General features: G+C 67.0%; 6 protein-coding genes and 2 pseudogenes. 1 reads left to right on the forward strand and 7 read right to left on the reverse strand.

What is annotated here, in order from left to right; all coding sequences use genetic code 11:
• The 7 genes and pseudogenes from ACLP4W_RS30325 to dop form a co-directional block, all read right to left on the reverse strand.
• Positions 1-133 (reverse strand): annotated as a pseudogene (locus ACLP4W_RS30325) (protein pafC); the annotation flags it as partial.
• 49 nt (positions 134-182) lie between these two features.
• Positions 183-1175 carry a helix-turn-helix transcriptional regulator gene (locus ACLP4W_RS30330; RefSeq protein ID WP_442391325.1) on the reverse strand — a complete coding sequence of 331 codons (993 nt, stop codon included), beginning with the start codon at positions 1173-1175 and terminating at the stop codon, positions 183-185.
• A gap of 147 nt (positions 1176-1322) precedes the next feature.
• A complete protein-coding gene (gene pafA / locus ACLP4W_RS30335; protein WP_442391327.1) occupies positions 1323-2681 on the reverse strand; it encodes a Pup--protein ligase in 1359 nt (452 codons plus the stop codon).
• 165 nt (positions 2682-2846) lie between these two features.
• On the reverse strand, positions 2847-3629 hold the full coding sequence (prcA, locus tag ACLP4W_RS30340) for a proteasome subunit alpha (RefSeq protein ID WP_442391329.1): 783 nt from the start codon (positions 3627-3629) through the stop codon (positions 2847-2849).
• A complete protein-coding gene (gene prcB, locus ACLP4W_RS30345) occupies positions 3626-4501 on the reverse strand; it encodes a proteasome subunit beta (protein ID WP_442391331.1) in 876 nt (291 codons plus the stop codon). The genes prcA and prcB overlap by 4 nt, the downstream gene beginning before the upstream one ends.
• Positions 4498-4692, reverse strand: coding sequence for a ubiquitin-like protein Pup (locus tag ACLP4W_RS30350; RefSeq protein ID WP_442391333.1), 195 nt, complete (start codon positions 4690-4692; stop codon positions 4498-4500). The genes prcB and ACLP4W_RS30350 overlap by 4 nt, the downstream gene beginning before the upstream one ends.
• 93 nt (positions 4693-4785) lie before the next feature.
• Positions 4786-6294, reverse strand: a complete 1509-nt coding sequence (dop, locus tag ACLP4W_RS30355; protein ID WP_442391335.1) for a pup deamidase/depupylase — start codon at positions 6292-6294, stop codon at positions 4786-4788.
• Between the two features lie 174 nt (positions 6295-6468).
• Here dop and ACLP4W_RS30360 point away from each other — a divergent pair.
• Positions 6469-6619, forward strand: a pseudogene (locus tag ACLP4W_RS30360) (hypothetical protein); the annotation flags it as partial.

Consider the following 6619-nt stretch of genomic DNA (forward strand, 5'->3'; position numbering starts at 1 on the left):
TGAGGTCCTCCTCCAGCTGCTTGGCGGACACCCCCAAGTCGGCGGCGGCCTTGGCCCGGGTCACCTTCGGGTTGGCCTGGAAATACGGCACCATGTTGAGCAGCCGGACCAGCCGGGCAGACACAGGCGTCATGAGCGCCGCTCCTCCTCATCGCTTCGCTCTGCATCGTCGCCGGCGCGTGTCACGAGCGCCGCACCCCCGCGTGGGCACTCAGCCGGGCCAACACGTCGTCGCGCAGGGACGGCGGCTCGAGCACGACGGCGTCGGCCCCGTAGCCGGTGATGTCGCGGGCCAGCTGGTCGGTGGATCCGATGTCGAGTTCGATCACCTCGCCGTCGCGGCCGCCCAGTTGCCGAGTGCCGATCGACCTTCCGGCACGCCGCAGCGCGGTGGCCCGTCCGTCGGCGACCCACACCTGGGCCCGGCTGCCGGTCGGCACCTCGGTGACCTTCTGGGACACGATCTTGCGCAGATCCACGTCGCCGGGCGCGGCGATCGCGCCGGCCGGACCGATCGGCGTGACTTCAGGGCCGATCCTGGACAGCCGGAAGATGCGGGTGTCGTCGCGATCGCGGTCGTGCCCCACCAGATACCAGCGGCCCTTCTCGGTGACCACACCCCACGGCTCGACGGTGCGGGTGGTGTAGGGCTCGGCCCGGGATGGGCGGTGCGGGAACTGCACCGCCTGCCGAGAATCGATGGCCGACAACAGGATTCCGAGAACATCCTCCGACCCGCGCAGGCCCGGCACCCCAACCGGGGAGGCGATGGCTACCGGCGCATCGGGATCGACTTCGACCCCGGCGGCGCGCAGCTTGAGCAGTGCGCCCTGAGTCGCTGTGATCAGTTCGGGCGATTCCCACAACTGGATGGCGACGGCCACCGCGGCAGCCTCGTCCGCGGTCAGGTCGACCGGCGGGAGTGCGTAGGCGTCGCGGTTGATCCGGTAGCCCTCGGTGGGGTCCATGGCCGACACCCTGCCGACCTCGAGGGGGATGCCGAGGTCACGCAATTCGTTCTTGTCGCGCTCAAACATCCGCGAGAACGCCTCGATGCTGGGGCTGTCGGCATACCCGGCGACGCTGGACCGGATCTTTTCAGCGGTGATGTAGCCGCGGGTGGACAGCAGAGCGATGACAAGGTTGACCAGCCGCTCGACTTTCGAGATCGCCATTTGCACCAGGTTATTAGATGGCCCTCGTCCGGCGCTTCCCCTGGCAGCCGCGTCGCAACATTCACAGCGGCCACATTGCCTCTCAGACTTGATAACGCCGGCGCTATCGCGCTGTGACTGCTGTCATAGGTGGTGAGTCGATAGCAACTACATGCTGGCGATCAGCCGTTTGACCCGTTCGTCGACCGCTCGGAATGGGTCTTTGCACAGCACCGTGCGCTGCGCCTGGTCGTTGAGCTTGAGGTGCACCCAGTCGACCGTGAAGTCACGCCCTGCCGCCTGGGCGGCGCTGATGAACTCGCCGCGCAGCCTGGCGCGGGTGGTCTGCGGCGGATGGTCGACGGCCTCCGCGATGTCCTCGTCTGTGGTGACCCGCGCCGCCAGGCCCTTGCGCTGCAGCAGGTCGAACACACCGCGCCCACGCTTGATGTCGTGGTAGGCCAGGTCCAGCTGGGCGATCTTCGGGTCCGACAGCTCCATGTTGTAGCGATCCTGGTAGCGCTGGAAGAGCTTGCGCTTGATCACCCAGTCGATCTCGGTGTCGACTTTGGCGAAATCCTGGCTTTCGACGGCGTCGAGCTGGCGGCCCCACAGGTCGACGACCTGCTCGATCTGCGCGTTGGGCTCCCGGGTCTGCAGATGCTCGACGGCGCGGCTGTAGTACTCGCGCTGGATGTCCAGCGCGCTGGCCTGACGCCCGCCCGCCAGCCGCACCGGCCGTCGACCCGTGACGTCGTGGCTGACCTCGCGGATGGCGCGGATCGGGTTATCCAGCGAGAAGTCGCGGAATGGAACACCGGCTTCGATCATCTCGAGCACGAGCGCGGCGGTGCCGACCTTGAGCATCGTGGACGTCTCGCACATGTTGGAGTCGCCGACGATGACGTGCAGCCGCCGGTACTTCTCGGCGTCGGCGTGCGGCTCGTCGCGGGTGTTGATAATCGGCCGGCTGCGAGTCGTCGCCGACGAGACGCCCTCCCAAATGTGCTCGGCGCGCTGGGACAGGCAAAACGTCGCGGCCTTGGGCGTCTGCAGCACCTTTCCGGCCCCGCAGATCAGCTGGCGGGTGACCAGAAACGGCAGCAGCACATCGGAGATCCGGGAGAACTCGCCGGCCCGCACGATCAGGTAGTTCTCGTGGCAGCCGTAGGAGTTGCCCGCCGAGTCGGTGTTGTTCTTGAACAGGTAGATGTCGCCGCCAATGCCCTCGTCGGCGAGCCGCTGCTCCGCGTCGACGAGTAGGTCTTCCAGCACCCATTCACCGGCCCGGTCGTGGGTGACCAGCTGCACCAGGCTGTCGCATTCCGCGGTGGCGTATTCCGGATGGCTGCCCACGTCGAGGTAGAGACGGGCGCCATTACGCAAGAACACGTTGGAGCTACGACCCCATGACACCACCCGGCGGAACAGGTAGCGGGCCACCTCGTCCGGGGACAGCCGGCGATGGCCATGGAACGTGCAGGTGACACCGAACTCGGTCTCGATGCCCATTATTCGCCGCTGCACGTAATCGAGGGTACTGGTTGTCTGACCGCGACGGTGAGCAAGCCGCGCCCACGGATGCTATTGGGTAGATCGGGCCGGGCCGCGGCGGGAACCACCAGCCCCAGCATCACCACCAGCCACGCCGGGGATGGTCAGGGTTTGGCGGCAGCGCAGGTAGGCCGGGGCCTAGTCCGATGGGTCGTCGTTCGAATCCGGCGCTTCACCGCCAGATTTTGAGCCCTTGGATTTCGGGGAATCCTGCTTCTGCAGCAGTGTTTCCAGGGTAGTGCGGTTGATCCGCCGAAACGCCCGCCGTGGCCGATTGGCATCCAGGATGGCCACCTCCAGGCTGGCCACACCGAGAGAGGGCTGATCGCCATTCGCGGCGTCCGCGCTGCCGGCCCGCAGCGCCGCCAGCGCGATCCCCAAAGCGTCGCGCAGGTCGGCGTTCTCGGCGTAGGAGTCCTTGAGCGCGGTGGTGATCGGCTCGGTCGTTCCGCCCATCACCACGAAATGCGGCTCGTCGGCGATCGACCCGTCATAGGTAATCCGGTACAGCTCGGGTGGTTTCGTCTCGCCGAAGTGTGCGACCTCGGCGACGCACAACTCGACCTCGTAGGGTTTTGCCTGCTCGGTGAAGATGCTGCCCAGCGTCTGCGCGTAGACGTTGGCCAGCTGCCGGCCGGTGACGTCGCGGCGGTCGTACGCGTAGCCGCGCGTGTCGGCGAACTGAATTCCGCCGCGGCGCAAATTGTCGAATTCGTTGAACTTGCCCGCCGCCGCAAAGCCCACCCGGTCGTAGAGTTCGCTGATCTTCTGCAATGACCGCGACGGATTCTCCGCAACGAACAGCACACCACCGGCGTAAGCCAGTGCTACCACGCTTTTCCCGCGCGCGATGCCCTTGCGTGCGAGCTCGCTGCGCTCACGCATCGCCTGCTCAGGCGAGATGAAATATGGAAAGCTCACTTCTCACCGCCATCGGGGCCGAAAGTGTCTGTGCGCGAGCGGCTTTCGATGACCTCCCGGGCCAGTTCGGCGATGCGTCTCTCGGGAATGTCGGCCGCGCCCTCGGCGCCGATGGTGACCGCCGTGGGGTAGATACCGCGAACCAGATCCGGTCCGCCGGTGGCGGAATCGTCGTCGGCGGCGTCGTAAAGCGCCTCCACGGCTACCCGCACCGCCGAATCGACATCGGTGACTTGGGAGTACAACTTCTTCATCGACGACTTGGCGAAGATCGAGCCCGACCCCACCGCCTGGTAGCCCTCTTCCTCGATGTTCCAGCCGCCGGCAGCGTCGAACGAGACGATGCGACCGGCGCTTTCCGGATCGGAGGCATGGATGTCATACCCCGCCAGCAGCGGCAGGGCCACCAGCCCCTGCATCGCGGCGGCAAGGTTGCCTCGCACCATGATCGCGAGCCGGTTGACCTTGCCGGCAAACGTGAGCGGCACGCCTTCGAGCTTTTCGTAGTGCTCGAGTTCCACCGCGTAGAGGCGGGCGAACTCGACGGCGATCGCGGCGGTGCCGGCGATGCCGGTCGCGGTGTAGTCGTCGGTGATGTAGACCTTTTTCACGTCACGCCCGGCGATCATGTTGCCCTGCGTGGAGCGACGGTCGCCGGCGATGACAACACCCCCGGGGTATTTCAGCGCGACGATGGTGGTGCCATGCGGCAGTTGGCCCCCGGCGCCGCCGGGTTGTCCGCCGCTGAGGCTTGCCGGTAGCAACTCGGGCGCCTGTCGGCGGAGGAAGTCAGCGAACGAGGACAGGTCTATAGCGTGGGTCCCGGGAAGTGCGTAGTTGGTGGACAGGCGATCAGAGAACGGCCAGGTCACTGTCCGCCCTTTTGGACGTACGCGCGGACGAAGTCCTCCGCGTTCTCCTCAAGGACGTCGTCAATCTCGTCGAGCAGATCGTCGGTCTCCTCGGCTAACTTGTCGCGACGCTCCTGGCCCGCGGCCCCGGCGCCGGCGAAGTCTTCCTCATCACCGCCACCACCGCCACGCTGGGTCTGCTCCTGAGCCATCGCCGCCTCCTGCTTTGTTATCGGCCGCGTCACACGCCCGTTAGTCTCTTCTACAGTACCGGTCAACGTCGACGTTTCCCGGTTGAACGCCGCTTAGCTGGTCAGTTGTTCCACCAGTTCGACCGCGCTGTCCACGGAGTCCAATAACGCGCCGACGTGCGCCTTACTGCCGCGCAACGGCTCAAGCGTCGGGATGCGCACCAGCGAATCGCCACCGAGGTCGAAAATCACCGAGTCCCAGCTGGCGGCGGCGATGTCGGCCCCGAACCTGCGCAGGCATTCGCCACGGAAGTACGCGCGAGTGTCCGTCGGAGGATTGTCGACGGCATCGAGCACTTGATGCTCGGTGACCAGGCGCTTCATCGAGCCGCGCGCGACCAGCCGGTTGTACAGGCCCTTGTCCAGCCGGACGTCGGAATATTGCAGGTCGACGAGGTGCAGCCGCGGCGCCGACCAGTTCAGGTTCTCCCGCTGCCGGAAACCCTCGAGCAATCGCAGCTTGGCCGGCCAGTCCAGCAGCTCGGCGCACTCCATCGGGTCGCGCTCCAGCTTGTCGAGCACGTGCGCCCAGGTCTCGACGACGTCGGCGGCGCGCGGATCCGGGTCGTGGCCGTCGACCAGCTTTGCCACCCGATCGAGGTAGATCCGTTGCAGCGCAAGGCCGGTCAGTTCGCGGCCATCCGCCAGGGCCACGGCGACCCGCAGCGACGGATCGCGGCTGATCGCGTGGACGGCGTGCACCGGCCGGGCCAATGTCAGGTCGGTCAGGTCTATCCCGTGGGCCGGGCCTTCTTCGATCAGATCGAGCACCAGCGCCGTCGTGCCCAGCTTCAGATAGGTCGACGTCTCGGCAAGGTTGGCATCGCCGATGATCACGTGCAGCCGGCGGTAGCGGTCGGCATCGGCGTGCGGTTCGTCGCGGGTGTTGATGATGCCGCGTTTGAGCGTGGTCTCCAGCCCGACCTCGACCTCGATGTAATCGGAGCGCTGACAAAGCTGGAAGCCGGGCTCGTCACCGGAGGGCCCGATGCCGACCCTGCCGGAGCCGGTGATCACCTGCCGGGAGACCAAAAATGGGGTCAGACCGGCGATGATGGCCGAAAACGGCGTCTGCCGCGACATCAGGTAGTTCTCGTGCGACCCGTAGGAGGCGCCTTTGCCGTCCACGTTGTTCTTATAGAGCTGCAGTTTGGCGGCCCCGGGCACGCTGGCGACATGCCGGGCGGCGGCCTCCATCACCCGCTCACCGGCCTTGTCCCAGATCACCGCGTCCAGCGGATCGGTGCACTCGGGCGCGGAGTATTCGGGGTGCGCGTGGTCGACGTAGAGCCGCGCCCCGTTGGTCAAGATCATGTTGGCCGCGCCGACCTCGTCGGCGTCGACCACCGGCGGGGGCCCGGCCGACCGGCTCAGGTCGAAGCCACGGGCGTCCCGCAGCGGGGATTCCACCTCGTAGTCCCAGCGTGTGCGTTTCGCACGCTGAATCCCGGCGGCGGCCGCGTAGGCCAAGACCGCCTGCGTCGAGGTGAGGATCGGGTTGGCGGTCGGGTCCGACGGCGAGGAAATGCCGTACTCGACCTCCGTGCCGATAATCCGTTGCATCCCATCAGCCTAGGCCCGGCGACGATGCGGCCCGCGAAGCGGGGCGTGCGGAGCCGGGCAACCGGACCCAGCCCGGCGACGATGCGGCCCGCGAAGCGGGGCGTGCGGAGCCGGGCAACCGAGGTGCGCGCAACGGCCAGCAGGCGGACTGGCGCGCCGCTAGGGTGAGCCCGCATGGACCGTTCGCTACGTCGCAGGCCGGGCCGCAAAGGTGGGAGCGCCGCGGCCGAAAGCTGGTTCTTGGAACGGGGTTTACCGTCCGTGCTGACCAGGCGAGCCCGCTGGCGACGGCTATGGCCGCGGTCGGCCCCCATGCTCGCGGCAT

It is taken from the genome of Mycobacterium sp., assembly GCF_052145595.1.
Classification (GTDB): domain Bacteria; phylum Actinomycetota; class Actinomycetes; order Mycobacteriales; family Mycobacteriaceae; genus Mycobacterium.